The following is a 25,576-nucleotide window of genomic DNA, read 5'->3' as shown; positions in this document are numbered from 1 at the left end:
CGGCGGACAGGACGTGCTAACTCGGGGATATCTGCGGCCTCTGCTGGGCTTGGCGTCACTGCTGGCGCTGGTCGGCTGCGACGAAGCGCTGACATCTTCCGTTGTTCCCGAGCAGCGCCCGGTGGCACCGACACCGGTTCCAAACGCTTATGTCCCTGCATCCGCGGCCAGTCAGGATCTGGCCCGGTATTACCAAAGGATTGAAAACGATCTTGTGGCGCGCGGTCTGCTGCGGACCGATGGCGGCGGCCCGGATACCCCCTATGATGCCGAGGATCTGGCCCGAAATTTCGAGGTGATCGCCTTTGTGAACGAACATTCGGGCCGGTCGGGCGCGTTCACGGGCGGACCTTCTGCCATCAAGCTCAGCCGGTGGAAAAACCCGATCCGCATCATGACTGAATTCGGTCCAAGCGTGGCGCCTGACAAACGCGCGGCGGACCGATCGAAAATCGAGGCTTATGCCGCCCGGCTTCAGAACGCGACCGGTCACCGGATCCGAAGCGCGGATCGTGACGGTAATTTTATCGTCTTCATTTCCGGACAGGACGACACGGCCTATGCCCAGAGACGGCTGCGGGAGCTGATCCCCGACATTCCGCAGGACAGGCTGGACCTGATAAGAAACCTTCAAAAGCCGTATTACTGCTTTGTTTTCACATTCGTGCATCGCGGTGACACGCATTCCATAAAGAAGGCGGTGGCATATATCCGGGCCGAAAATGCGGACCTGTTGCGCCTGAGTTGCATACACGAAGAGATCGCGCAGGGGCTTGGCCTTCCCAATGACAGCCCGGCCGCCCGGCCTTCGATCTTTAACGACGATGACGAGTTTGCATTGCTGACCAGTCATGACGAAAAACTGCTGGCGCTTCTTTACGATGAGCGTCTGAACGCGGGCGTATCGGCTGACGAAGCCCGCCCTGTGGTGCGGATCATCGCGCGTGAATTGATGGGCCAGCCGCTCTGAGCCCCAGAAGAGGAGACCCCAAATGGGCATTTTCGATTTTCTGACCGGAGAATTCATTGACGTCATTCATTGGGTCGATGACACCCGCGACACCATGGTCTGGCGGTTCGAGCGCGAAGGACACGCGATCAAATACGGTGCCAAACTGACCGTTCGTGAAGGTCAGGCGGCGGTGTTCGTGCATGAAGGGCAACTGGCCGACGTCTTCACCCCGGGTCTCTATATGCTTGAGACCAACAACATGCCGATCCTGACGACTTTACAGCACTGGGATCACGGCTTTCAGTCTCCGTTCAAGTCCGAGATTTATTTCGTCAACACGACGCGCTTTAATGACCTGAAATGGGGCACCAAGAACCCGATCATGCTGCGCGATCCGGAATTCGGCCCGACCCGCATCCGGGCTTTCGGCACCTATACAATACGGGTCAAGGATGCGGCCAAATTCCTGGTTGAGATTGTGGGCACAGATGGTGAGTTCACGATGGATGAGATCAGTTTCCAGATCCGCAACATCATCGTGCAGGAATTCAGCCGCGTGATCGCCGGGTCCGGTATCCCGGTTCTGGACATGGCGGCCAATACCGCGGATCTGGGCAAGCTGATCGCAGCCGAGGTGTCTCCGGTACTGGACGGCTATGGGCTGGAAATGCCGGAATTCTATATCGAAAACATCTCGCTGCCGCCTGCGGTCGAGGCCGCGCTGGACAAGCGGACGTCGATGGGGCTGGCCGGTGATCTGGGCAAGTTCACCCAGTATTCTGCGGCCGAAGCGATGACGGCAGCAGCCAACAACCCCGGCCAGGGCGGCGGCATGGGTGCTGGTCTGGGTATGGGCATGGGCATGGCAATGGCCAACCAGATGGCCAACATAGCAGCGGGTCAGCCAAGCGGCCCGTGGGGCGGTTCCGCCCCCGCTGCCCCGCAACCAGCGGCGCATGCGGCGCCGCCGCCCCCTCCGCCGGTCGAGCATGTCTGGCATATCGCGGTGGACGGTCAGACCAGCGGGCCGTTCTCGAAAGCCAAGATGGGGCGCATGGCCACGGACGGAGAGATCACCCGCGAAACCCACGTCTGGACCGCCGGGCAAGACGGCTGGAAAAAGGCCGGAGATGTGCAGGAACTGGCGCAGCTGTTCACGATCCTGCCGCCGCCACCGCCCGGAGCGTGAGTTTTGAAGGGAAAGTCCGACCAGCCCCCCTATTCTGATCGCCAGTTCCTGTGGGCAGTCAACTTGTCCGCCCTGTTGGGCTGGCTGATGGCGATTGGCATTCCTATTTTCGTCAGCGCCCTGAGTAACGGTGGCTGGGGGGCTGTGTACGGACTTGTGCCCCCATTTGCAGTTGTCGGACTACCGATCGCTTTCATTGCGGCATGGATCGTTGTGGCACCGTTCCTACGGCGGTTGATGCAAACGAACGTGACATATAGGCGGGCGTCGTTTTGGGGCGCAACCATAGGTCTGGTTCTGACCTTAACTGGCATCGCAATCGGGCGCCTGTTTGGATTGATGGTATCGCTAAACCCAAACTTTTTATCTCAGATCGGCAGTGGCGATCAAGTAAGCCGGGTTGACGGCATCCTGACCCCCTTTGGGTGGTGGCACGTGACGCAAAGATCGGCCTGGTTTATCGCAGCCTGCATTGTCGTTGCCCTCGCAATTCGCGCTATGGTCGGCCCCGGATTGGGCGGCACGCAGAAGGCTCGGGCATATGACTGACGAACACCGTTTTCCCTGCGACCAATGCGGTGCCGATTACCGGTTCGACCCGGGCGACGGGACGCTGACCTGTGACCATTGCGGACATTCCGAGGCGATTGGTGCCGGGCCGTGGGGCGGGGCCAGCCTGAAGGAACTGGATTTCGACGCGGCGCTAGCGGACAGGCTACCGGACAGCGAAATCGAAGAAACCCGCGTGCTGTCCTGCCCGAACTGTGCGGCTCAGGTCGAATTTGACCCCGACACCCATGCTGCGGAATGCCCGTTCTGCGCAACACCGGTTGTGACGGATACCGGGGTAAGCCGGCACATCAAACCCCGGGGTGTTTTGCCCTTTGCGCTGGACGAGCGCACCGCGCATAAGGCCATGAACAAATGGCTGGGCCGCCTGTGGTTTGCCCCGAACGGTTTGCAGGACTATGCCCGCAAGGGCCGCAAGATGCAGGGCATCTATGTGCCTTACTGGACCTTCGACGCGGACACCCAATCCAGCTATCGGGGCGAGCGCGGCGTTGTCTATTACGAAACCCGAACCGTCATGCGCGACGGCAAAAGGATGCAGCAGCGGGTGGCCAAGGTCCGCTGGTCCCGGAAATCCGGGCGGGTGGCCCGCTTCTTTGACGACGTTCTGGTGCTGGCCTCACGCTCGCTGCCCAAAAGCTACACCGACGCGCTGGAACCCTGGGACCTGCCGGCGCTTGAACCCTATCAGCCCGAATATCTGGCCGGGTTCCGGGCCGAAGCCTACACGGTTGAACTGAAGGATGGATACAAGGAAGCCAGAAGCCATATGGCACGCGTGATCGAGCGTGACGTCCGGTTCGACATCGGCGGCGACCGGCAGCGGATACATGCGATTGATACAGACGTGCGGAACGTGACGTTCAAGCACATCCTGCTGCCGGTCTGGATGGCGGCGTATAAATATCGCGGGCAGACCTATCGCTTTGTGGTGAACGGGCGCACCGGGCGCGTTCAGGGAGAGCGCCCCTGGTCCGCAATCAAGATCACGATCGCCGTTGTTCTTGGGCTTCTTGTCGCCGCCGGCGTCGGGTATCTGATGGCAACGGGTCAGCAGTAGGCTCGCGCGCAGCTTTCCGGACAGACAGCTTAATCGCTTGAACATCCTGCGCTCTGACGCCATCCTGCGCCTCGTCTACGCCGAGGGGGAGGCCCGTGTGACGCTTACCGATCTGAACAGATTGCTGGATGAACGGCACTCCTGCCGGGCATTTCGACCTGATCCGGTACCCCGGGAACAGATCGAGCAGATTGTGGCCAGCGCCGCGCGCGTACCAAGCTGGTGCAACGCCCAGCCGTGGCAAGTGAAGATCACCGGCGGGGAAGAAACCGACCGATTTCGCAAGGCAATGCTGGAAGAGGCTGCAACCGGCACCCCTGCCCCTGACCTGCCCTTTCCAACCTCGTATTCCGGCGTGTATCAGGATCGCCGCCGGGCTTGCGGGTGGGCGCTGTATCAGGCGGTGGGTGTGGAACGTGGTGACCGAGCGGCCTCGGCCAATCAGATGATGCAGAACTTTGCCCTGTTTGGGGCACCTCATTGCGCCATCGTCTCCAACCCGGCAGAGCTCGGATCTTATGGCACGATGGATTGCGGCGGGTTTGTTACCGCGTTTTCGCTGGCGGCTCAGGCGCTGGGTGTTGCGACGATTCCGCAGGCGGCCCTTGCCACCTACAGCCCGTTCCTGCGCCGGTATTTCGACATCCCCGCGGACCGGATAATCCTATGCGCGATATCCTTCGGATACGCGGACAAAGACCACCCGGCGAACGGGTTTCGCACCGATCGCGCCGATCTGAGCGAGATCGTGGATTGGGTCGGGTAAGCAGGAAACCAAGCGGAGAAGACATTTGCGCGCTGTAATACAACGGGTTTCGCATGCCAGGGTTTCCGTCGATGACAATGTCGTTGGCCAAACCGGACCGGGGTTGATGATCCTGGTCTGCGCGATGCAGGGGGACGACGAACAAAATGCGGAACATCTGGCCGCCAAGGTTTCCAGATTGCGTATTTTCAAAGACGACGCGGGTAAAATGAACCGGTCCGTGCTGGATATCGGAGGGTCGGCGCTTGTGATAAGCCAGTTCACGCTGGCTGCCGACACATCGCGCGGGAACCGGCCCGGATTTTCCGCAGCCGCCCCGCCGGATCTGGGTGAACATCTTTACGAGGTCTTCGCGCAACGGCTTCAGGACCACGGTGTAACCGTCGAAACCGGGCAGTTCGGTGCAGATATGGCCGTTGAACTGGTCAATGACGGCCCGGTCACGATTTGGATGGAAAGCTGATGGACAGAGCTCAACAGGCGATACGCATATGGCAGGCGGGTGTCGACGCCGTGGGTGGCTATACCGCGACCAGCAAAGCGCTGCACGGGGTCCCTGAGCCCGACCGGATCCTGGCCGTCGGCAAAGCGGCCGCCGCTATGGCGAGGGCGGCGCTGGAGCATTTCGGCCCGTGCCCCACTCTGGTCGTCACCAAGGATGAACACGGGCGGGGCCTTCCGGACCATGTCACGGTGATCGAAGCCTCGCACCCGGTGCCGGACAATCGCAGCCTTCAGGGCGGGCAAGCACTGCGCGCGGCCGTCGAGGCGATGGCACCGGAATCGCATCTGTTGCTGCTCGTGTCCGGCGGTGCGTCCTCACTGGCCGAGGATCTGTTGCCGGGAAAATCCCTGAACGATCTGGAACAACTGAACAAGAAGCTGCTGGCCTCGGGGCTGGACATCACCGCCATGAACGCACAGCGTCGCAAGCTGTCGCGGATTAAGGGCGGTGGGCTGCTTTCCCACTTCCATGGCGGCAGAGCGACGGTTTTGGCGATTTCGGATGTGCCCGGCGATGACCTGAACGTCGTCGGCTCGGGGATCGGGACCTTGCCCGAGACCGTTGATTTTCAGGCCACAACACAGATCGTGGCCTCAAACGCGCATGCGCGCGCGGCGGCTGTGGACATGGCGCAGGCACAAGGTTTCGCCGTGCTGGCCAACGAAGAATGCCTGCATGACGACGTCCATGAGGTGGCCCGAACGCTGGGCCAGCGTCTTCGCGCCATGCCAGGCGGCGTCATGGTCTTTGGCGGAGAGCCGACGGTTGTCCTGCCGGACAATCCCGGTCGCGGCGGGCGCAATCAGGCATTGGCGCTGGAACTTGCGCGCGAGATATCCGGCTGTCAGGGAATAACGCTGGTCGTGGGCGGGACCGACGGCACCGACGGGCCAACTCAGGCGGCCGGGGCCGTTGTCGACGGATCGACCTGGGGGCCGGACGCCGAACCGGCGTTGCTGCGGGCCGACAGCGGCAGCTATCTGGATCGCGCTGATGCGTTGCTGGTGACCGGGCCAACCGGAACGAATGTGATGGATCTGCTTGTCGCAATCCGCGATTGAATTGACGGTTTTGACCGTACCTGCAACGGAAAAGCCGCGAACATTGCCGACATGACGCAACCCGCCAACGTGCTGAGAGATATCGAAGACCTTCCCGACGTTGGTATTGAAATGCCCGATGGGTGTCGTCTGTCCGCGCGCGTCTGGCGTCCAACAGATGCGGACCGGAACCCTGTCCCCGCCATTCTAGAGTTTCTGCCCTATCGCAAGCGCGATGGCACAGCGACGCGGGATGCCCTGACCCACCCATGGTTTGCCAGGCGCGGCTATGCCTGCATCCGTGTGGACATGCGCGGAAACGGCGACAGCGAAGGGTTGATGGAGGATGAATACACCCGGCAGGAACTGGATGACGCAGTGGCGACCATACAATGGCTGTCGCAACAGGCCTGGTGCACCGGCAAGGTCGGAATGATGGGGATCAGCTGGGGCGGGTTCAACGCGCTTCAGGTTGCCGCGCTTCAACCAGAGCCGCTGAAGGCCATTATCACCCTGTGCTCGACCGCCGACCGGTTTGCGGACGACATCCACTACAAGGGCGGCTGCCTGCTGAACGAGAATCTGGGCTGGGGCGCGACCATGTGGTCCTATTCCTCGCGCGCGCCGGACCCGGCATTGCGCGCGGATTGGCGCGCTTTGTGGCTGGAGCGGCTGGAAAATCAGCCCTTTCTGCCCTCGGTCTGGCTGCGCCACCAAAGGCGGGACAATTACTGGCAGCACGGGTCCGTGTGCGAGGATTTCGGCGCGATTCGGGCGGCCACACTGGCCATCGGCGGCTGGGGCGATGCGTATAAAAATACCGTGCCGCTGTTGGTGGAAAAGCTGACCGCGCCGGTCAAAGGGATCGTTGGTCCCTGGGTTCACAAATATCCTCATTTCGCGGTACCCGAACCCCGGATCGGTTTCCTGCAAGAGGCGCTGCGCTGGTGGGACCGCTGGCTGAAGGATCAGGACACCGGCGTCGAAAGCGATCCGGACTATCGCGTCTATCTGATGGATGGTGTGCGCCCGCACCGATGGTATAGCAACAGGCCCGGTCACTGGATCGCTGAAGGCAAGGGCGCCACGTCGCATTTGCCCGGTGTGAACCTACACCTGACCGATAGGGGACTGGGGCAAGATGGCCCGCTGGACCGCAAGGTGCGTTCGCCGCAGACCTGCGGCATAGATGGCGGTGAGTATTGCGCCATCTGGCTGGGTCCTGACATGCCGGGCGATCAGCGTGCCGATGACGCCTTGTCCGCGTGTTTCGACAGCGCGCCGCTGACCGAAGATCTGAACATTGTCGGAGCGCCGCGCATTCGCTTGCGCATCAGTGCCGACCAACCACAGGCGCAGATTGCCGTCCGGCTGAATCATGTCCACCCGGACGGGGCGTCAACACGCATCACCTACGGCGTTCTGAACCTGACCCATCGTGACAACCATGCCGATCCGATACCGTTGGAGCCAGGCACGCCTTGTGAGGTTTCGCTGGATCTGGACCACATCGCCTATCGCGTGCCCCGCGGGCACCATTTGCGCGTCGCGATCTCCAGCGCCTACTGGCCGCTGATCTGGCCTTCGCCGGAAGCCACCGAACTGCATCTGACACGCGGCGACATCACTATTCCAAACCGGATCGCCGCTGAGACCGATGAATGGATTTTTCCACCAGCAGAGACGGACAGCCCGCGCAAAGTCACAACCTTGCGCGAGGCCAGCAATTCCAGGCGCGTGGAAACCGAAATGAACTCGGGCGAAACGCGCCTGATCATCGAGGATGACTTTGGTCTGGTCACTGACGACCACCATGGGCTGGCACATGGCGGCACCGCGTATGAACGCTGGTCCATTCATCCGGACGATCCGCTGACCGCCCGTGGTTTTTGCCACTGGACGCAGGAGATGAGTCGGGACGGGATTGACCTTCGGACCGAAACATCCTGCGAAATGTGGTGCGACCGAGAGACCTTTTTTCTCAACGCAAAAATAAAAGCCTTTCAGGGCGAAACCTTGGTATTCTCCAAGGAAACGGAGGACTCGGTACCCCGCGATCAGATGTGAATTCACGACGCCCAAATGTATGGCGAATAAAACTTGCCCAGGGGGCAAAAATCGGCCTACTTTGACTCATGCGTCAATAAAAAGCCCGTAAAGGGCGACAATCCAATCAACTGGGAGATTTTGGATGAACGATCAACTCACTCACATGACCAGACAGGTCACCGCCGGCAAGCTGACCCGCCGTGAATTCATGGGGAAGGCCGCGGCGCTGGGTGTGTCTGCGGCGATGGCAAGCACCCTGTTCGCTGATGCGGCACGTGCGGCCGGTCCGGTCAAAGGCGGAACGATCCGTGCCGGGATTCAGGGCGGCAGCTCGACCGACAGCCTTGATCCCGCGACCACGACCAACACCACCGGCACCATGATCAACCGCCTTTGGGGTGAATCGCTGATGGCGCTGGCTCCGCATGGCGGGCTGGAGCCGAAAGTAGCCGAAAGCGTCGAGGCCTCGGCAGATGCCAAGACCTGGACGTTCAAGATCCGCGAAGGCATGACCTTCTCGAACGGCAAAAGCGTCACCGCCGAGGATGTGCTGGCCACGATCGACCGTCATTCGAACGACGAAACCAAGTCCGGCGCGCTGGGCCTGCTGCGCGGCATTTCGGGAATGCGGGCCGAGGGCGACAAATTCGTCGTCGAACTGGATTCGCCGAACGCCGACCTGCCCTATCTGCTGACCGATTATCACCTGATGATCCAGCCCAACGGTGGCAAGGACGACCCGACAGCGGCCATCGGCACAGGCCCGTATGTGCTGAAAGAAGTCGATATGGGCGTGCGTTTTGTCGCCGAAAAGAACCCCAACTACTGGGATCCGAACCTCGGCCATGCGGAAACGATCGAGGTCGTAGTTATCAACGACAACACCGCGCGCGTAGCAGCGTTGCAGTCGGGTCAGGTCGACATGATCGACCGGGTGCCGCCCAGAACCGCTGATCTGGTCAGCCGCGCGCCGGGCATCAATGTGCATTCGACAGCCGGACCGGGCCATTATGTGTTCATCATGCATTGCAACACGGCACCGTTCGACAACAACGAACTGCGCCTGGCACTGAAATACGCCATCAACCGTCAGGAATTGGTCGACAAGATCCTGTTTGGTTACGGCTCGCTTGGCAATGACATCCCGATCAACGCGTCCTACCCGCTGTTCACGCCGCTTGAGCAGCGTGAATACGATCTGGACAAAGCCAAGTTCCACTATGAGAAATCCGGTCACAGCGGCCCGATCACGCTGCGCACATCGGACAACTCGTTCCCCGGCGCGCCGGATGCTGCGGCACTGTTCCAGCAATCCGCGGCCGCAGCCGGCATCACGCTGGATATCAAGCGTGAACCGAATGACGGTTACTGGTCCGAAGTCTGGAACGTTCAGCCCTTCTGCACCAGCTACTGGAGCGGCCGTCCGGTTCAGGATCAGATGTATTCGACGGCTTATCTGTCCTCGGCGGACTGGAACGACACCCGCTTCTTCAACGATAACTTCGATCAGTTGGTGGTTGATGCGCGTGGCGAGCTGGACGATGCCAAGCGGACGCAGATGTACGCCGATATGGGCGCGCTCGTCCACGGTGAAGGCGGCCTCATCTGCCCGATGTTCAATGATTTCATCGGCGCGACGTCGGACCGGATCACCGGCTGGGTCGACGATCACAAGGGCTTTGACCTGATGGATCTCTACGCACCGTCGAAGATGTGGGTGGCCGGCTGATATGTCGCCGCTTGTAAAACTATTGGCCCAGCGCATCGCGCTGGGTCTGCTGCTGCTGTTTTTCGTTTCTATTCTCATCTTTGTCGGCACGATCATCCTGCCCGGAGATGTGGCCCAATCCATCCTGGGACAATCGGCAACCCCCGAGGCGCTGGCCAACATGCGCGATGAGCTGGGGCTGAACGACCCGCCGGTTCAACGCTATTTCAGTTGGCTGGGCGGAGTATTGCAGGGTGACCTGGGCACCGCGCTGACCAGTGGCAAAAGCATCACCGAAAGCATCGGCGACCGCCTCGGCAACACGCTGTTCCTGGCGTTCTGGGCCGCGGTCATCTCGGTTCCGCTGGCGATTTTGCTGGGCCTGCTGGCAGTGCGCTACCGCGACCGCTGGCCCGACAAGCTGATTTCGGCCGTGACACTGGCGTCGATTTCGGTGCCCGAGTTTCTGATCGGCTACCTGCTGATGTATTTCATCGCGGTCAAGCTGCGCTGGTTCCCGTCGGTTGCGATGATCAATGACAGTATGTCGCTCGGTCAGAAGCTGAGCGCGATTGCCCTGCCCATCACGGTGCTGACGCTGGTGGTGCTGGCACATATGATGCGCATGACGCGCGCCGCGATCCTGAACGTGATGCAATCGGCCTATGTCGAAACGGCCGAACTGAAAGGGCTGAGCACCTTCAAAGTCATCTATCGCCACGCCTTTCCCAACGCCATCGCCCCGATCGTGAATGTGGTCATGCTGAACCTCGCCTATCTGGTTGTGGGCGTGGTCGTGATCGAAGTGGTCTTTGTTTACCCGGGTATGGGGCAGTACATGGTCGATCACGTTTCCAAACGGGACGTGCCGGTTGTGCAGGCCTGCGGATTGATCTTTGCCGCGGTCTATATCGGGCTGAACATGATTGCCGATATCGTCTCGATTGTGGCAAACCCAAGACTAAGGCACCCGAAATGAAGAACATTCCTATTTCTGCACTGATCGGGTTGATCCTTACCGCCCTCTACTTCCTGGCCGCCCTGCTGGCGCCGCTGATCGCACCTTACGGCATGGCCGAAGTGGTCGGCGGTGTGTGGGAGCCTTCGTCGTCTCAGTTCCTGCTGGGCACGGACAATATCGGGCGCGATCTGCTAAGCCGAATGATCTATGGCGGCCGCACCACCATTTTCATCGCAACCGCTGCCACGATCCTCAGCTTCGTCACCGGCTCGGTGCTGGGCTTTTTCGCGGCCGTTGTCGGTGGCTGGGTGGATCAGACCCTGTCGCGTTTCGTTGACCTCATCATGTCGATCCCGACGCTGATCTTTGCGCTGGTCGTTCTGTCGGTTGTTCCGGTCAGCGTTACCATCCTTATCCTGGTCATGGGCTTTCTGGATGCCACCCGCGTTTACCGGCTGGCCCGGGCCGTGGCGGTGGACATTTCGGTCATGGACTATGTCGAGGCCGCGCGCCTGCGCGGGGAAAAGATCGCCTGGATCATCTTCCGGGAAATCCTGCCCAATGCTCTGTCGCCACTGGTTGCGGAAATGGGCCTGCGGTTCATCTTCATGGTTCTGTTCGTCTCGACACTGTCCTTCCTGGGGCTGGGTGTTCAGCCGCCGCAGGCCGACTGGGGCGGTATCGTGAAGGAAAACAAGGATGGCATCGTTTATGGCATCGGCGCGGCGCTCTACCCTGCTGTCGCCATCGCGACGCTGGCAATCTCGGTCAACCTGGTGGCTGACTGGATCCTGAACCGTACTACATCGCTGAAAGGAGGTCGGGGATGAGTGATACCCTTCTCAAGGTCCGCGACCTCAAAATCGGCGCGACCGTGTATCCGCCGGGTGAGAAACCCCATGACATCGAAATCGTGCACGGGGTCAGCTTTGACCTCGAACGCGGCAAGGTGTTGGGACTGATCGGTGAGTCCGGTGCCGGCAAGTCCACGATTGGCCTGGCCTCTATGGCTTACGGCCGTGGCGGGGTGAAGATCACCGGGGGCGAGGTCTGGGTCAACGGGCGCGACATTCTGAAGGCGTCCCATGGCGACATTCGCAAGCTGCGCGGCGGTGAGGTCACTTATGTCTCGCAATCTGCTGCCGCGTCATTCAACCCGGCAAAGAAGATCATGGATCAGGTGGTCGAGGCGGCCGTCGAGCAAAAGAAGTTCAGCCGCAAAGTGGCCGAAGGTCGCGCGCGGGAGTTGTTCGCGAAGCTGGGTCTGCCCGATCCGGACAATATCGGCGACCGCTATCCGCACCAGGTGTCGGGCGGTCAGCTACAGCGCTGCATGACGGCGCTGGCCCTGTGCCCCGAGCCCGATCTGGTGGTGTTCGACGAACCCACGACGGCGCTGGACGTAACCACGCAGATCGACGTTCTGATGGCGATCAAAGAGGCCATTGCCGATACCGGCGTTGCCGCGCTCTACATCACCCACGACCTCGCCGTCGTCGCGCAGGTAAGTGATGACATCATGGTGCTGCGGATGGGCAATACGGTCGAATATGGCCATACCGACCAGATCATCAACGATCCGCAGGAGGACTATACCAAGGCGCTGGTGTCGGTCCGTTCGATCGAACATGAAGAGAAGAAGCCCACGCCTGAGGCGGTGCTGAGCGTTGACGGGATCACCGCGCGCTACAAGGGGCTGAATTTCGACGTGCTGCACAACGTCAATGTGGAACTGCACCCGGGGCAGACGCTGGCAGTTGTGGGCGAATCCGGCTCGGGTAAGTCGACGCTGGCGCGGGTGATCACCGGCCTGCTGCCGCCGCGCGACGGTGAGATCACCTTTGCCGGGCGCAAGCTGTCACCCGATCTGGCAGGGCGCAGCCGGGAAGACCTGCGCGAGTTGCAGATGATCTATCAGATGGCCGACGTGGCGATGAACCCACGGCAGACCGTCGGTACGATCATCGGCCGGCCACTGGAGTTCTACTTCAACATGCGCGGTTCCGAAAAGCGCAAGCGGATCGTCGAATTGCTGGATGAGATCGAGCTGGGCGAGAAATTCATCGACCGCTATCCGGCGGAACTGTCCGGCGGGCAGAAACAACGCGTCTGTATCGCCCGGTCGCTGGCAGCAAAGCCCAAGATGATCATCTGTGATGAGGTGACCTCGGCGCTCGACCCGTTGGTGGCGGATGGCATCCTCAAGCTGCTTCTGGACCTGCAGAAGATCGAGGATGTGGCCTATCTGTTCATCACCCACGATCTGGCGACGGTGCGCGCCATCAGCGACAGCATTGCGGTGATGTATCAGGGGCGCGTCGTGCGCTATGGCTCCAAGAGCGAGGTTCTGAGCCCGCCGTTCGACGACTATACCGACCTGCTGCTCAGTTCCGTGCCCGAGATGCATCTGGGCTGGCTGGAAGAGGTTGTCGCCCACCGCAAGATGGAAAGCGCTGGGAACTGATCCCGGCCATTTCCGTGACAAATCGGTGAAGATTTTAAATCCCGGCATCCTGTCCGATGACAGGTGTCGGGATTTTGCCATTGAGGGCGCGAACAGGCAGCCCCGGTCGGGCGAATCCCCTAGGGTCGCCCTAAGAAGAAAAGGGGCGGCACATGGATCGCAAACTACTCCTCATCATTCTGGACGGGGTTCCCTGGCGCAATTTTCGCCGCCTGTTCGGCAATTTGGAAGGCTGGGTCGACAGCGGTGAGGCGCGGGTGTGGAAGCTGCGCGCCGTACTTCCGTCAACTTCGGCCAGTTGCTATGCCTCGATCCATACCGGCGTCACACCGCAGGAGCATGGCTGTACCGGAAATGGAAATGTGTTCCGCCTTGGCTACAGGGATGTCTTTAGCCAGGTGCGTGAAGGGGGTGGTGTGACCGGGGCGGTGACCCACAGCTATTGGTCGCAGTTCTTCAATCGCCATCCCTTCGACTACGTTCGGGATGTCGAATATGACGAGCCGGACAGCAGGTCCATCAACCATGGCCGATTCCACACCATGACCGGATATGGCAAGGCCAATCAGATGACGCCCTGCGATGTGGACCTGTTCGCCACGCTCACTAATCTGTGCCTGCGCTTTGGGCTGGACTACGGAATCCTGCACAGCTGCACACTGGACAGCATGGGCCATCGGTTCTTTCATGATTGCGAGGAAATGGACCACGCCTGTTTTGTCGCCGACGAGATGCTGGCCCCGTTCATCCCCCGCTGGCGGCAATTGGGATATGAGGTCATCGTGACCGCCGATCACGGGCAGGATGAACGCGGCCATCACGGCGGACGTGGCGCGCTTCAGCAGGAAACTGCGCTGTATTATTTTGGAGACGCCGAAGGCCCCGAGGCCGACACGGTGATTGATCAGCTACAGCTTGCGCCTACCATCCTTAACCGGATGGGCGCGCCTGTTGCCGAGACGATGAAAGCCGCGCCGTTTCTGAAATGACAATTCAGTCGTAGGGCCAGATCTGCTGGCCCAGCGCCTCAATGGCGACGGAAATCCGCTCGAAACTGTTGGCGGCGCGCTTCACGCTGTTTCGCGCGCGTAAATATCCATGCACAAGGCCGGGTTCGTTCACCCAATGCGCCTGCCCGCCTGCAGCGGTGATCCGGTCGCAATAGGCAGCCCCGTCATCCCGCAGCGGGTCACAATCCGCGGTCACGACAACCGTGGGCGGCAGGGCTGTGAAATCGGTGTCACTTAACGGCGCAAAGGTCGGGTCGTCGGCAGGTACCTCGTCGCTACAGCGCACCTTTTCGTAATAAAGAACCTCGTCCCGCGTCAAAAGCGGTGCGTGGGCATGTTCGATATACGATCCTTTCGAAGTATCACCGCCCAACTCGGGATAGATGAGAACCTGCGCCATGATGCTCTCAAGTCGCCCCCGCCCGTAATGGGCAACGGCGGCCGCAAGATTGCCACCCGCGCTGTCGCCTGCCAGAATCATCGGGTCGCCAAATTCCCGAAAGACCCAATTCGTAGCGGTCCAGCAATCCTGAAACTGGGCCGGGTGCAGATGTTCGGGACACAGGCGATAGTCCACGGCGACAACCCGATATCCGGTCTGCGCACAAATGTCGGCGCAAACGTCATCGTGGCTGTCCAGCCCGCCAACGACAAAACCGCCGCCATGGAAATAGACGACGGTTCGCGTGGGATCCCCGGCGGTGTAAACCCGGACAGGCACGCCATCGGCGGACCTGTCCTGCGTTTCGACGCCATCGGGCCGAGGTTGGCGAAAGTCCCTACACATGGCGTCATAGACGCGGCGTTGATCGTCGATCGACATTTTCACCGCGTCTTCGGGATAGCTTTCAGCCGTTCGTCTTATGAACGCCCAGGTTTCCTCATCGATCAGACGTTCATAATCCATGTATCCTCCCGGTCAGGCAGCCCACTCCCATGGCCGGGTGAACGATCCCAGCACCTTGCTGACATCGTCGTCCGAGGAACCGTTCGCGTCAAGCTGTGCAACGAGACCGCGCTTTTTGTCGTCGATTACCGAGACCACGCGCGCTTCGACGCCTGCCTTTTCCAGCGCACCGTTATAGATGCGGGTGATCGCCTGCTTACGCAGCTCCGGTTTGAAGACCTTTCCGACAGCGGTCTTGGGAAGCTCGTCCAGAATGGTCATGTGCTTGGGTTGCGCGGCCCGTTCATGAACGTGCACGTCGCAGAAATCCATCAGCTCTTTTTCGGTGACCGTGGCGCCGTCGACCAGTTCGACGAAAGCGCAGGGAACCTCGCCCGCATATGCGTCCGGCTGGCCGATGGCGCCGGCAAAGGCAACCGCATCATGACCCAGCAGGGCTTCTTCGATTTCGGCCGGATCAATGTTGTGGCCGCCGCGAATGATCAGATCCTTGGCGCGCCCGGTGATCCACAGGTAACCATCCTCGTCAAACCGGCCCAGATCACCCGTGCGCAGGTATTTGTCGAAGTGATAAAGGTCTATGTTCTTGTCAGCCTCGGTATAGGTGTTGCCTGCATAGACACCTGGGTTCGAGACGCAGATTTCACCGATCTCGTCAGACCCGCATTCTTTCGGGCCTTCCGGACCGTTTTGCAGGATTTTCACGTCCGTGTAGGGGAAAGGGATGCCGATCGAGCCGATTTTCTTTTCCCCATCCACCGGGTTACAGGACACAAGGCAGGTGGCCTCGGTCAGGCCATAGCCTTCGACGATGGTCACGCCGGTGGCCTCTTCGAACCGGCGGAACAGTTCTACCGGCAGCGGCGCCGAGCCTGAAAAGGCCGTTTTGACGCTGGAGATATCCGCATCCACCGGGCGCTGCATCTTGGCGGCAATGGCCGTGGGGACGGTGATGATGAAACTCACCTTCCAGCGCTCGATCAGTTTCCAGAAATTGTCGAACACACCATCGCCGCGATACCCCTGCGGCGTCGGGAAGACCACATGCGCGCCCGAAGACACCGCGGCCATCATGATCACATGCACGGCAAAGACGTGGAACATCGGCAGCGGGCACATGATCACGTCTTCTTCCGAGAACAGCAGCGTGTGACCCAGCCAGCCGTTATAAACCAGACCCGAGTATTTGTGCTGCGCAACCTTGGGCATGCCCGTGGTTCCGCCCGTGTGGAAGTAGCAGGCTACGCGGTCTTCCTTGCTGTCTTCGAAAGTCAGCGTGGTGGGCTGTTTCGCCAGTTCCTGATTGAAGTTCTTGTAATCCGCGTGGGCCAGATGTTCCTTGTCACCCATCTTCGGGCGCAGGAACGGCACCAGCCAGGACTTTGGCGGCGTCAGGTAACGGTTGAGGTCGATTTCGAGAATGGTGTTGACCTTGGGCGCATGGCGCACGGCCTCTTCGACCTTTTGGGCAACGTCGGTTTTGGGGAACGACTTGAGCGTCACCACAACCTTGGCCCCGGTTTCCCGCAGGATGGCCGCGATCTGCTCGGGTTCCAGCAGCGGGTTGATCGGGTTGACGATCCCGGCAACAGCCCCGCCCATCATGGTGACTAGGGTTTCGTTACAGTTGGGCAGCACATAGGCAACCACGTCTTTTTCACCGACGCCCAGAGACCGGAACAGGTTGGCGGCCTGATTGACCTTGCCCAGCAGTTCCGACCAGGTCAGTGTCTCGGCCTTGTCGGTCGGGCCGGAAAAAAGCTGAAAGCTGACTGCATTGCTGTTCGGATATTTGCCTGCCGTCCGTGACAGCAATTGGTGGAAGGTCACCGGAACGTCGCGGTCCTCCCACGGCATTTCCTGCTCCATTCTCGCCTTGTCTTCCAATCCCACAAACGCCATGTGGTTTCTCCCTTATCTGTCCCGTGTCCAGCACAGGTTTAGTGTCCACCGACAAAATGGAAGCAAAACCGCGCATGATCAAGAATGCGCTTAGCGGCGATGCACGTTCAGGTGTAGAATGACGCTACGGAGCGGGCTAAATTGCCCCCACGTCACATCATTCGGCGGCCAGACCGTCGGTGAACTGCAGCCGGGCCAGCCGGGCATACAACCCGTCCTGCGCCACCAGATCGTCATGGGTGCCCTGCGCCACGATTTGGCCGGCCTCCATCACCACGATCCTGTCGGCCTTTTTCACCGTTGCCAGCCTGTGCGCCACGATCAGGGTCGTGCGACCGGCGCGCATCTGGTCCACGGCCCCCTGCACCGCACGTTCGCTTTCGGCGTCAAGGGCCGAGGTGGCTTCGTCCAGCAACAGCACCGGCGCGTCCCGCAGGATCGCGCGGGCGATGGCAATGCGTTGCTTCTGCCCCCCCGACAGCATCACGCCCCGTTCCCCGACAAAGCTGTCATACCCTTCAGGAAGGGCAGAAATGAATGTATGCGCCGCAGCGGCACGGGCGGCGGCCTCAACCTCGTCGTCGGTGGCATCCAATCGGCCAAAACGAATATTCTCGCGCGCAGATGCCGCAAAGATGACCGGGTCCTGCGGCACCAGAGCCATATGGTGCCGGAAATTGGCGCGATCGAGGTCCTTGAGATTGACCCCGTCCAGGCTGACTCGTCCGGAATCCGGGTCATAAAACCGCTGGATCATCTGGATCACGGTTGTCTTGCCCGCACCTGACGGGCCGACAAAAGCCACCGTCTCACCTGGTTTGACCTGAAGGCTCAGGTGGTCGAGCGCCACGACATCGGGGCGTGAAGGATAGCGGAAAGTCACGTCATCGAACCGGATCTCGCCGCGCACATCGGCGGGCAATGCGCTGGCCTTTGCCGGGTCATTCACGGTGTCCTGTGCATTCAGCAATTCGACCAGACGTTCGGTCGCGCCCGCGGCACGCTGCAGCTCGCTCCAGATTTCCGAAAGGGCAGCGACGGAACCCGCCATGATGACCGAATAGATCACGAACTGGATCAGAACGCCTTCGGTCATCACCCCGTTGCGCACATCATTCGCGCCCATCCACAGAACGCCGACGATGCCCGAGAACACCAGAAAAATCACGATCACGGTCAGAACCGCGCGGGTTTTGATCCGGCGCAGAGACACGACATAAGATGTCTCGGTCATGTCGCCAAACTGCTTGCGGCTGGCCTGTTCATGCGTGAATGCCTGCACCGTCTGAACGGCACCAAGCGCCTCGCCCGCATTTCCGGATGAGGCCGCAATCCAGTCCTGGTTTTCACGGCTGATGACGCGCAGGCGGCGGCCCAGCACCAGGATCGGCACCACGACCAGCGGGATCAGCAACAACACCATGCCTGTCAGTTTGGCCGAGGTCAGCAACATCAGCACCAGCCCACCTATGAACATCAACAGGTTACGCAGCGCGATGGACACCGAAGACCCCAGAACCGCCTGAATCAGGGTGGTGTCGGTGGTAATCCGGCTGAGCACTTCGCCCGTCATGATCCGTTCGTAGAATTCGGGGCTCATCCCTATAACGCGGTCGAACACGGCCTTGCGGATATCGGCCACGACACGCTCGCCCAACCGGGTGACCAGCGCATAGCGAATGCCGGTTCCCATCGCCAGAATCGCCGCTATGCCCAGCGCCGCCAGAAAATACCAATCCAGCAACTCACCGTCTTCGATGCGGAAATTGTCGACCACGCGACGCACCGCAAGCGGCAAGGTCAGCGTCATGCTGGCCGTCAGCACCAGCGCCAACGTCGCGCCGATCATCAGCATCCGGTAGGGCCGCATGAACGGCCACAGCGAGGACAGAACGCCAATCTTCTTCGATCCGGCGCGTTCCTCGCTGGCACCCGGCGCGGGTTTGTCTGCTGGACGTGCTGAAGCGGATCTTGCCATGGCCGGCCCTTAATTCGTATTCGCGACTGAGTGACCGCTTCTTGGCTGCACTACGTCACGGGGTCAAGCAAAGTCACGCAAATTGCAGACCCTGCAGGGCCATTTGACGCAGAATTTGTGGGCTGATCTGGAGCGGGCGGCGGGAATCGAACCCGCTTCATCAGCTTGGAAGGCTGAGGTAATAGCCAGTATACGACGCCCGCTCAGCGGAGGTCGGTTTATGCGATGCGTCAGGTATCGTCAAGCGCCGTTCGGACCACGAAACCGAAATTTGCCGCCGCCCCGTTGCGCCATGCACAACAGGCGATACGGGCCTAGGATCATGGCGTCGACCAGGACAGATCATCACGCCAGCCAGGAACACGATTTCAGGTCAGCCGACACCCGGATCATCGATTCGTACCGCTGAAGTTGCGCCTCCGGCAGACCAATGAGCTGCGCCGGATATGCCGTCGCGGCGGCAAGGGCATCCTGCAATGGCACACCGACCCGATTGACCAGAGTGCGGATAGCCGTAGTCAGATCAAGATCCGCACCGGCCAGTGTTCCGTCCTCAAGGGTCAGCCGCCCGTCGGTTCGGGTAATCCGTCGGCCTTCCAGTCGGAATTCGGTCTGATCCGTACCAGCAACGGCCATGGCATCGCTGACCAGAAAGACCTGACCAGGTGCATTCTTGGCGGCCCAGGCGGCCCGGATAACTTCGGGATGTACGTGGATACCGTCAGCGATCAAGCCCGCGGACAGCCCGCCATTGGTAAGCGCCGCCCCGACCAGACCGGGTTCGCGGTTTCCCAACTGACTCATGGCGTTGAACAGATGTGTCACGCAGCAGGCACCAGCCTCGGCATATCGTTGGCACGTTGCAAAATCCGCGTCGCTGTGGCCCAGAGATACCAGAATTCCGGCCCTGGACATTGCGCTGACCTGCTGTTCCGAAACGGCCTCGGGCGCGATGGTGACCTTGAGACAGGGCAGGTTGCCCGCCGCGTCGATCAGCATGGAAAGGTCGTTGTCCTCCATCGGGCGGATTAGTGCGGCGTCGTGCGCGCCCTTGCGGGCGACGGACAGATGCGGCCCTTCCAGATGCAGACCCGCGACGCCCGGCACGCCCTCCTGAATGGCCGCGATCGCCGCTTGAATCGCCGCCCGAGTCTTCTCGGCGGTATCGGTGATCAGCGTTGGCAACAGTTGCGCCACGCCCAGCCGCCGATGCGCACACGCGATCCGCCTGATGGTATCCACCGATGGGTCATCGTTGAACATGACGCCGTCGCCGCCATTGACCTGCAGATCAACATAGCCCGGGCAGAGGATGTCGCCGTTCAGGTCAATGACCTGCCCGTCCTGCGACACATCACCCTCCGGCACAAGGGTCGCAGGCCCACCGTTCCGAAAAACGATTGCCTGGCCGACCTGCAGGCGGGCGCCATCGAACAGGGATCCGTTCCGAAAAGATACCGAAGCTGAGGTCATACCGTCTCTGTCACCTTCTTGAGATGCCGCGGCGTATCCGGGTCGATGCCGCGCGCACCGGCCACGGCCTCGACCATACTGTAGAACGAGGTGATGGTGGCAATCGGATCGGTCAGCCAATGGTCGGTTCGGATGAATGGAAGGGTTTGCGCCTGCGTCACCTTGTCGGTCGCCGCAAAGACCGTTGCGCCCTTGCCGGCCAGCGCATCGGCCGCTTCCGCCGTGGTCTGTTCCGCCGCATCGCCAGCGGCGAAGACGATAGTCGGAAACCCCTCTTCCACAATTGAAACCGGCCCGTGCAGCACCTCGGCCGCTGAATAGCTTTCGGCATGAATCTGACAGGTTTCCTTGATCTTCAACGCCGCTTCGTTGGACATCGCGTAGGACGGTCCGCGCCCAAGGGTGAACAGGGACCGACCCGTTATCGTTTCGGCCGCCGCTGACCAGTCGCACTGCGCGGCCCGTTCCAGGACGCGAGGCAAGGTACGAATGGCACCCGTTAGCTCGTCATCCTCGGTCAGCTCTGCCAAAAGCCACAATCCGGCCACCAGCGAGGTAACGAAGGTTTTTGTGGCGGCCACACTCAGTTCCGGACCGGCATGCAGGGGCAATACCGCGTCTGCCGCTTCGGCCAGACGCGAGTTTGTGTTGTTGGTGATCGCAACCGTGACCGCGCCGGATTTTCCAAGAGACCGCGTCATTCCCACGATATCCGGGCTCTGACCCGACTGAGACACTGACAGGCACAGCGCGCCTTTAGCCTTCAGATCAACGCCGTAGATCGAACTGACGGACGGCCCGACCGAAGCCACCGGCAGGTTCAGCAGCAACTCGCTGGCGTATTTCAGATAGCTGCAGGCGTGATCCGATGAACCCCGGGCCACCGAAATCAGAAACCGTGGGTCGGCCTGACGGACCATCTGTGCGGCGCCCTGAATATTGGCCGCGCCCTGGCTTAGCAATCTGTCAACAGCATCAGGGATTTCGAGGATCTCCTGACGCATTTTCGAGGTTTGTTCAGACATGAATTTCCGGCCTTTCCGGTTACAACCGCAATTCGGCGACAAAATCATAGGCGTCGCCGCGATACAGGGACCGGGTCAGTTCCGCGACCCGCCCGTTCTTGAGGAATGAAACACGCTCGATGTTCAGCCCGGCGGCCCCTTCGGGCACCTCCAGCAACTCAGCCTCGCGCGCTGCCAGATTCAGGGCCGATATCTTTTGAACGGCGCGCACCGGGCGCCTGCCCAGTCCTTCGAGCACTTCGTAAAGCGACGTGGTCACTTCGATCGGATTGGGAAGGATGTCCAGCGGCAGCGCGGCCCGTTCCAGCGCCAGTGGTCGGCCATCGGCCTCGCGCAGACGGTAGATGCGGGAAATCTGTTCGCCGTCAGACAGGCTCAGCGCCCTGATCTCTTCGGGTGTTGGGGCGAACACACCCCGTTCCAGCCATTTGGAGGTGGTCTGCATTCCCCGGCTTGCCATGTCTTCTGTGAACGAGGTCAGGTGCGTCAGCGATTGTTCGACTCGCGGCATACGCTCGCGAATGAATGAGCCGGACCCTTGACGCTGTTCAATGACACCTTCCTGAACCAGTTCCTGAATCGCCTTGCGCACTGTGACACGCGACAAATCGGTGATTTCCACCAGTTCACGCTCGGACGGCAGCGACGAGTTCGGGGCAAGCACGCCGGTGTCGATCCCCTCCTGCAACCGCCGACGCAGCTGGACGTATCGCGGTCCGTTTTCCGGCGTCAGCCAGGCCTCGGCACGCAGGAAGTCAGTGATGCTCATGCCGGACCTCCCTTGCCAGTGCCAGTGCGCCGGTCAATGGCTCGCCCAGGGCGGGACGAATGGCGGATTGCATGTCGGACGGCAGGTAATCCGCGTATTGTTTCGCGATTCCGCCCGTCAGACAGATCGCCCCGTCAGGCCGCCAGCCCAGTTGCTTCGCAGTCTCGGTAATGTAATTCGCGCCCGCTTGCAGAACCTGAACGGCAACAGCGTCGCCCGATTTGGCCGCCGCCGTTACCATCGGAGCCAGCGATCCGAATTCCGCGGGTGTGGCCGCCCTGGAAAACCGTACGATGCCCGACGGGCCGTCAAAGTCTGCCAGCAGTTGCCGTGTCAGCGGAGACTCCGCCTGCGTTCCGTCAAATGCGCGCAGTGTTTCAGACAGGGCACGCCGCCCAACCCATTGCGCCGACGCCTCATCGCCCAGGACCGATCCCCACCCCCCGGCAAAACGCATCTTGCCTTGGACCTGAGCGGCCAGGAAAGATCCGGTCCCGCAATGTGCGATCAGACCGTCCTGCGTACCCAGCGCGCCGCGCACGGCAGCGGGCCGGTCGTCTTCGACCCGGGCCTGAACCAAGCCCAGCGCATCCCGCAAACGCCCGGCGATCTGGGCATCGGTCACACCCGCCAGCCCGACAAACGCCGGCCACCGGATCAAATCACGGATGTCAGCGCCCAAAAGGGCAGCCATCTTACCAAACCCGGCTTTGATCTGCGCAAGCGCGCCCTCAAAATCTGTCGAAACATTGGCTGCGCCGGTTTCAACACAATGCACCGATCCATCGACGTCACAGGCAACGCGACATCGCGTTCCACCACCGTCCACGGCCAATACTGCGCTGATCTGAGACTCAGTCATGACAATACCACTATAATACCTATTGAGCGAAGGGAAGCCTCATTTCCCGACATTCACCCGTTTATCTGCTGAATTCCCGCCGAATACCGTGAATTTCGGGGAGAAAAAGAATTTTATGGACAAGTGGTATTAGATAGGTATTGTAAGAGAGCAATGAGGGGGGATTCTCTTGACGCTGCCGTCGACCGAACAATTGCACCAAGATGCAGCAAGCCTGAACAGTGGCGACCTGATTGCCTCGGCAAGCGCGCTCGCGGAAGGTCAGATTTCCGCTGCTGCTGCGGTGCGTGATGCGCTGAATGCCATCGCCCTTGGCGCCCAGGCCATGGCGCGCAGTATCCGCGCAGACGGTGTTCTGCATTATGTCGCGGCCGGATCGTCCGGCCTGATGGCAGCTGCGGATGCACAGGAGTTAGGCGGCACCTTCTCGATCCCCCCGGGCAACTTGCGTATCCATATGGCGGGCGGCCTGCCGACCGGGGTCGAGATGCCGGGCGGCGCCGAAGACGCAACCGATGGCCTGAAGGAAGCTCTGGACGCCGTGCAGAGCCGCGACACGGTGATTGCGGTCTCTGCCAGCGGGTCGACACGTTACACTGTGGCGGCCATGAACATCGCGCAGGCGCGCGGCGCAACTGTGATCGGCGTCGCCAACAACGCGGAAAGCCCGCTTTTGCAGGGTGCCGACATCCCGATCCTGCTGGCCACACCGCCAGAGTTGATTTCCGGTTCAACCCGAATGGGCGCCGGAACCGCGCAGAAAATTGCCCTGAACATGCTGTCATCGCTGATGGCGGTCGAACTTGGCCATGTGCATGGCGGGATGATGGTCAACCTGCGGGCTGATAACGACAAACTGCGCGCGCGCGCCGCCGGGATCGTAGCCCGGGTTGCCGAAGTGGATGCCAGCACCGCGCAGCAGGCGCTGGATGCGGCAAACGGCGATGTAAAGCCCGCCGTTCTGATCGCGGCGCGGGGACTTTCGCTGGCGGACGCGACCGCGCGATTGCACGAAACCAACGGAATTCTGAATGCCGCCCTGGCGGAACACGAATAATTGCCAACCAAACGGGAGAGAGAAATGAAACACAGAAGCCTGAAGATGGCCTTACTTAGCACCACCCTCATGGCAACGGGTGCCTATGCCGAAGATGTCACGCTGACCATTGAAAGCTGGCGCAACGACGACCTGACCCTGTGGCAGGATCAGATCATCCCCGCGTTCGAGGCGAAACACCCCGGCATCAAGGTAGAGTTCACCCCGTCTGCGCCAGCAGAATACAACGCTGTGCTGAATTCAAAGCTGGATGCGGGTTCGGCCGGCGATCTGATCACATGCCGCCCGTTCGACGCCTCGCTGGCCCTGTATGAGGCGGGTCACCTCACCGATCTGTCCGCAGTTGAAGCGATGAGCAACTTTTCGGACGTGGCCAAGTCAGCCTGGCAGACGGATGATGGCGCTGTCAGCTTCTGCGTTCCGATGGCTTCGGTGATCCACGGCTTCATTTACAACAAGGACGCCTTTGCGGAATTGGGCATCGAAGCCCCCACCACCGAGGACGAGTTCTTTGCCGCACTGGACAAGATCAGAGAAGACGGCACCTACATCCCGATGGCGATGGGCACCAACGACCAGTGGGAAGCCGCCACAATGGGCTATAACAACATCGGGCCGAACTACTGGAAAGGTGAAGAAGGCCGTCAGGCGCTGATCTCGGGTGAACAGAAGCTGACCGATGAAGCCTGGACCGCACCCTATGCCACGCTGGCCCGCTGGGGCGAATATCTGGGCGACGGGTATGAGGCACAGACCTATCCCGACAGCCAGAACATCTTTACCCTCGGCCGCGCCGCCATCTATCCGGCCGGATCATGGGAGATTTCAGGCTTCAACGCGCAGGCCGATTTCGAAATGGGCGCGTTCAAGCCGCCGGTTCAGAACGCCGGCGACACCTGCTATATCTCGGACCATACCGACATCGGCATCGGCATGAACGCCGCGACCGAGCACCCCGAGGCGGCAGAGACCTTCCTGTCCTGGGTCGCAAGCCCGGAGTTCGCCGAGATTTTCGGCAACGCGCTGCCCGGCTTCTTCCCGCTGTCCAGCACTCCGGTTGAGCTGCAGGACCCGCTGGCCAAGGAAATCGTCGGCTGGCGCGAAGAATGTGAATCGACCATCCGCTCGACCTATCAGATCCTGTCGCGCGGCACGCCGAACCTTGAAAACGAGACCTGGGGCGCATCGGTCGCCGCCATCAAAGGCGCGAAATCCCCGGAAGAACTGGGGGCAGAGCTGCAGGAGGGCCTCGCCTCCTGGTACGCACCGCATCAGTAAGCTGACCCCTACCCGGGCGGCACCGATCGCCCGGGTAATCCCTTCACCCCA

Annotated in this window: 22 protein-coding genes and 1 tRNA gene; 15 read left to right on the top strand and 8 right to left on the bottom strand. The window is 60.8% G+C overall.

What is annotated here, in order from left to right; all coding sequences use genetic code 11:
- The first annotated feature begins 13 nt into the window (after window positions 1–13).
- The 13 genes from ACR0D8_RS01700 (at window position 14) to ACR0D8_RS01640 (ending at window position 14,253) form a co-directional block, all read left to right on the top strand.
- Complete coding sequence (locus ACR0D8_RS01700; protein WP_480644206.1) at window positions 14–970, top strand: DUF2927 domain-containing protein; 957 nt, start codon at window positions 14–16, stop codon at window positions 968–970.
- A gap of 22 nt (window positions 971–992) precedes the next feature.
- On the top strand, window positions 993–2,141 hold the full coding sequence (locus ACR0D8_RS01695; RefSeq protein WP_480644204.1) for an SPFH domain-containing protein: 1,149 nt from the start codon (window positions 993–995) through the stop codon (window positions 2,139–2,141).
- Window positions 2,142–2,228: 87 nt separating this feature from the next.
- A complete protein-coding gene (locus ACR0D8_RS01690; RefSeq protein WP_480644202.1) occupies window positions 2,229–2,690 on the top strand; it encodes a hypothetical protein in 462 nt (153 codons plus the stop codon).
- Window positions 2,683–3,771 (top strand): TFIIB-type zinc finger domain-containing protein, encoded by a 1,089-nt coding sequence (locus ACR0D8_RS01685; RefSeq protein ID WP_480644200.1) that lies wholly within the window; start codon window positions 2,683–2,685, stop codon window positions 3,769–3,771. The genes ACR0D8_RS01690 and ACR0D8_RS01685 overlap by 8 nt, the downstream gene beginning before the upstream one ends.
- Before the next feature lie 97 nt (window positions 3,772–3,868).
- Entirely contained in the window at window positions 3,869–4,537 is a 669-nt protein-coding gene (locus tag ACR0D8_RS01680; protein WP_480646339.1) for a nitroreductase, read from the top strand.
- Between the two features lie 25 nt (window positions 4,538–4,562).
- On the top strand, window positions 4,563–5,000 hold the full coding sequence (dtd, locus tag ACR0D8_RS01675; protein WP_480644199.1) for a D-aminoacyl-tRNA deacylase: 438 nt from the start codon (window positions 4,563–4,565) through the stop codon (window positions 4,998–5,000).
- On the top strand, window positions 5,000–6,103 hold the full coding sequence (locus ACR0D8_RS01670) for a glycerate kinase type-2 family protein (RefSeq protein ID WP_480644198.1): 1,104 nt from the start codon (window positions 5,000–5,002) through the stop codon (window positions 6,101–6,103). The genes dtd and ACR0D8_RS01670 overlap by 1 nt, the downstream gene beginning before the upstream one ends.
- Before the next feature lie 51 nt (window positions 6,104–6,154).
- Window positions 6,155–8,149: a CocE/NonD family hydrolase gene (locus ACR0D8_RS01665; protein WP_480644196.1), complete on the top strand. Its 1,995-nt coding sequence runs from the start codon at window positions 6,155–6,157 to the stop codon at window positions 8,147–8,149.
- 124 nt (window positions 8,150–8,273) lie between these two features.
- Window positions 8,274–9,860, top strand: coding sequence for an ABC transporter substrate-binding protein (locus ACR0D8_RS01660; protein ID WP_480644194.1), 1,587 nt, complete (start codon window positions 8,274–8,276; stop codon window positions 9,858–9,860).
- A 1-nt stretch (window position 9,861) separates the two neighbouring features.
- A complete protein-coding gene (locus ACR0D8_RS01655) occupies window positions 9,862–10,818 on the top strand; it encodes an ABC transporter permease (RefSeq protein WP_475158716.1) in 957 nt (318 codons plus the stop codon).
- Window positions 10,815–11,630, top strand: coding sequence for an ABC transporter permease (locus tag ACR0D8_RS01650; protein WP_475158713.1), 816 nt, complete (start codon window positions 10,815–10,817; stop codon window positions 11,628–11,630). The genes ACR0D8_RS01655 and ACR0D8_RS01650 overlap by 4 nt, the downstream gene beginning before the upstream one ends.
- Window positions 11,627–13,264: an ABC transporter ATP-binding protein gene (locus ACR0D8_RS01645; protein WP_480644193.1), complete on the top strand. Its 1,638-nt coding sequence runs from the start codon at window positions 11,627–11,629 to the stop codon at window positions 13,262–13,264. Before ACR0D8_RS01650 ends, ACR0D8_RS01645 begins: the two co-directional genes overlap by 4 nt.
- A gap of 152 nt (window positions 13,265–13,416) precedes the next feature.
- Window positions 13,417–14,253 (top strand): alkaline phosphatase family protein, encoded by an 837-nt coding sequence (locus ACR0D8_RS01640; protein ID WP_480644191.1) that lies wholly within the window; start codon window positions 13,417–13,419, stop codon window positions 14,251–14,253.
- A 4-nt stretch (window positions 14,254–14,257) separates the two neighbouring features.
- Here ACR0D8_RS01640 and ACR0D8_RS01635 read toward each other — a convergent pair whose 3' ends face one another.
- The 8 genes from ACR0D8_RS01635 to ACR0D8_RS01600 form a co-directional block, all read right to left on the bottom strand.
- Window positions 14,258–15,181, bottom strand: a complete 924-nt coding sequence (locus ACR0D8_RS01635) for an alpha/beta hydrolase (protein ID WP_480644190.1) — start codon at window positions 15,179–15,181, stop codon at window positions 14,258–14,260.
- Between the two features lie 12 nt (window positions 15,182–15,193).
- On the bottom strand, window positions 15,194–17,083 hold the full coding sequence (locus ACR0D8_RS01630) for an acyl-CoA synthetase (RefSeq protein ID WP_480644189.1): 1,890 nt from the start codon (window positions 17,081–17,083) through the stop codon (window positions 15,194–15,196).
- Window positions 17,084–17,240: 157 nt separating this feature from the next.
- Window positions 17,241–19,061, bottom strand: a complete 1,821-nt coding sequence (locus ACR0D8_RS01625) for an ABC transporter transmembrane domain-containing protein (protein WP_480644188.1) — start codon at window positions 19,059–19,061, stop codon at window positions 17,241–17,243.
- A 128-nt stretch (window positions 19,062–19,189) separates the two neighbouring features.
- Window positions 19,190–19,264, bottom strand: a tRNA-Gly gene (locus ACR0D8_RS01620).
- A 142-nt stretch (window positions 19,265–19,406) separates the two neighbouring features.
- A complete protein-coding gene (gene nagA / locus ACR0D8_RS01615) occupies window positions 19,407–20,534 on the bottom strand; it encodes an N-acetylglucosamine-6-phosphate deacetylase (RefSeq protein WP_480644187.1) in 1,128 nt (375 codons plus the stop codon).
- On the bottom strand, window positions 20,531–21,559 hold the full coding sequence (locus ACR0D8_RS01610) for an SIS domain-containing protein (RefSeq protein ID WP_480644186.1): 1,029 nt from the start codon (window positions 21,557–21,559) through the stop codon (window positions 20,531–20,533). The genes nagA and ACR0D8_RS01610 overlap by 4 nt, the downstream gene beginning before the upstream one ends.
- A gap of 19 nt (window positions 21,560–21,578) precedes the next feature.
- On the bottom strand, window positions 21,579–22,328 hold the full coding sequence (locus ACR0D8_RS01605; RefSeq protein ID WP_480644185.1) for a GntR family transcriptional regulator: 750 nt from the start codon (window positions 22,326–22,328) through the stop codon (window positions 21,579–21,581).
- Complete coding sequence (locus ACR0D8_RS01600; RefSeq protein WP_480644183.1) at window positions 22,315–23,190, bottom strand: glucosamine kinase nucleotide-binding domain-containing protein; 876 nt, start codon at window positions 23,188–23,190, stop codon at window positions 22,315–22,317. Before ACR0D8_RS01600 ends, ACR0D8_RS01605 begins: the two co-directional genes overlap by 14 nt.
- Before the next feature lie 169 nt (window positions 23,191–23,359).
- Between ACR0D8_RS01600 and ACR0D8_RS01595 the strand changes: the two genes are divergently transcribed.
- Together ACR0D8_RS01595 and ACR0D8_RS01590 are read left to right on the top strand one after the other, a co-directional pair.
- Window positions 23,360–24,247 (top strand): N-acetylmuramic acid 6-phosphate etherase, encoded by an 888-nt coding sequence (locus ACR0D8_RS01595; protein WP_480644181.1) that lies wholly within the window; start codon window positions 23,360–23,362, stop codon window positions 24,245–24,247.
- Between the two features lie 24 nt (window positions 24,248–24,271).
- Window positions 24,272–25,525, top strand: coding sequence for an ABC transporter substrate-binding protein (locus ACR0D8_RS01590; RefSeq protein WP_480644180.1), 1,254 nt, complete (start codon window positions 24,272–24,274; stop codon window positions 25,523–25,525).
- Window positions 25,526–25,576 lie beyond the last annotated feature (51 nt).

This window comes from Ruegeria sp. BG10, from assembly GCF_056538575.1.
The sequence above is the reverse complement of the archived record's forward strand: the minus strand, read 5'-3'. Positions and strand labels throughout refer to the sequence as shown.